The organism is Jeotgalibacillus sp. S-D1 (genome assembly GCF_004358665.1).
GTDB lineage: Bacteria > Bacillota > Bacilli > Bacillales > Jeotgalibacillaceae > Jeotgalibacillus.
Genome location: NZ_SMZR01000025.1, coordinates 1 through 2,398, shown reverse-complemented (window position 1 = coordinate 2,398; position 2,398 = coordinate 1). Strand labels below are relative to the sequence as shown.

Genomic DNA, 2,398 nt, shown 5'->3' with positions numbered 1-2,398 from the left:
ACAGGAGTAACTGGTGCAACTGGAGTAACTGGTGTAACTGGTGCAACGGGAGTAACTGGTGTAACTGGAGCAACGGGAGTAACTGGAGCAACTGGAGTAACAGGAGCAACAGGTGTAACAGGAGCCACTGGTGCAACTGGAGTAACTGGAGCCACAGGAGCGACAGGTGTAACAGGAGCAACTGGTGTAACAGGAGCAACGGGAGCCACAGGAGTAACTGGTGCAACTGGAGTAACTGGTGTAACTGGAGCAACAGGTGTAACTGGAGCCACCGGCGCAACAGGAGCAACTGGTGTAACTGGAGCAACAGGTGCAACAGGCGTAACCGGAGCAACTGGCGTAACAGGTGTAACTGGAGCAACGGGTGCAACTGGAGCGACTGGTGCAACTGGCGTAACCGGAGCAACTGGCGTAACAGGTGTAACAGGAGTAACTGGTGCAACAGGAGTAACTGGAGCAACAGGTGTAACTGGAGCAATGGGTGCAACTGGAGTAACTGGTGTAACTGGTGTAACTGGTGCAACGGGAGTAACTGGTGCAACCGGCGCAACTGGTGCAAGTGGTGCAACGGGAGTAACTGGAGCCGCAGGAGTAACTGGTGTAACTGGTACAACTGGAGTAACTGGCGTAACCGGAGCAACCGGCATAACCGGAGCAACAGGTGTAACTGGAGCAACAGGCGTAACAGGTGCAACAGGCGTAACAGGTGCAACAGGAGCAACAGGTGTAACTGGAGCAACTGGAGTAACAGGAGCAACTGGAGTAACAGGAGCAACTGGTGTAACTGGAGCAACTGGTGCAACGGGAGTAACTGGAGCCACAGGAGCGACAGGTGTAACAGGAGCAACTGGTGTAACAGGAGTAACTGGAGTAACGGGTGCAACTGGAGTAACTGGAGTAACTGGAGCCACCGGCGCAACAGGAGCAACAGGTGTAACTGGTGCAACTGGAGTAACTGGTGCAACTGGAGTAACGGGTGCAACTGGAGTAACTGGCGTAACTGGAGCCACAGGTGCAACTGGTGCAACTGGAGCAACTGGTGCAACGGGAGTAACTGGAGCCACAGGAGCGACAGGTGTAACTGGAGCAACAGGAGCAACAGGTGTAACTGGAGCAACTGGCGTAACAGGAGCAACTGGTGCAACTGGAGCAACTGGTGTAACAGGAGTAACTGGTGCAACAGGTGTAACTGGAGCAACAGGTGTAACTGGAGCAACTGGTGTCACAGGAGCAACAGGAGCAACAGGTGTAACAGGAGCAACGGGTGCAACTGGAGTAACGGGTGCAACTGGAGTAACTGGAGTAACTGGAGTAACTGGCGTAACTGGAGCCACCGGCGCAACAGGAGCAACGGGTGTAACAGGAGCAACTGGTGCAACTGGAGTAACGGGTGCAACTGGAGTAACAGGTGCAACTGGCGTAACAGGTGTAACTGGAGCAACAGGTGTAACAGGAGCAACGGGAGCAACCGGCGTAACTGGAGCAACTGGTGCAACAGGAGTAACCGGAGTAACAGGCGTAACAGGTGTAACAGGAGCAACAGGAGTAACGGGTGCAACTGGAGTAACTGGCGTAACTGGAGCCACAGGCGCAACAGGAGCGACTGGCGTAACTGGAACCACAGGTGCAACTGGAGCCACAGGTGCCACTGGCGTAACCGGAGCAACAGGTGTAACTGGAGCAACAGGTGTAACTGGTGTAACAGGAGCAACTGGAGCAACAGGAGCAACTGGCGTAACAGGTGTAACTGGAGCAACTGGCGTAACAGGAGCAACTGGTGCAACTGGAGCAACTGGTGTAACAGGAGTAACTGGTGCAACAGGTGTAACTGGAGCAACTGGTGTAACTGGAGCAACCGGAGTCACTGGAGCAACCGGAGTCACAGGAGCAACAGGAGCCACAGGAGTAACTGGAGTCACTGGAGCAACTGGAGCAACCGGAGTAACTGGAGTAACTGGAGCAACGGGAGTAACTGGAGCAACGGGAGTCACTGGAGCAACGGGTGCAACGGGTGCAACTGGAGCAACCGGAGTCACTGGAGCAACGGGAGTCACTGGAGCAACTGGAGCCACAGGAGCCACTGGCGTAACAGGAGCAACGGGTGCAACGGGTGCAACTGGAGCAACCGGAGTCACTGGAGCAACCGGAGTCACTGGAGCAACGGGAGCAACTGGAGCCACAGGAGCCACTGGCGTAACAGGAGCAACGGGTGCAACGGGAGTAACTGGAGCCACAGGAGCAACCGGAGTCACTGGAGTAACTGGAGCAACGGGAGTAACTGGAGCAACGGGAGTAACTGGAGTAACTGGAGCAACGGGAGTAACTGGAGTAACTGGAGCAACGGGAGTAACTGGAGTAACTGGAGCAACGGGAGTAACTGGAGTAACTGGAGCAACGG

Annotated in this window: 1 protein-coding gene; it reads left to right on the top strand. The window is 55.1% G+C overall.

Annotated features, from left to right (window positions below):
• Positions 1–2,398: collagen-like protein (locus E2R51_RS19510; protein ID WP_133378730.1), on the top strand; the 2,398-nt coding region annotated here is incomplete at both ends.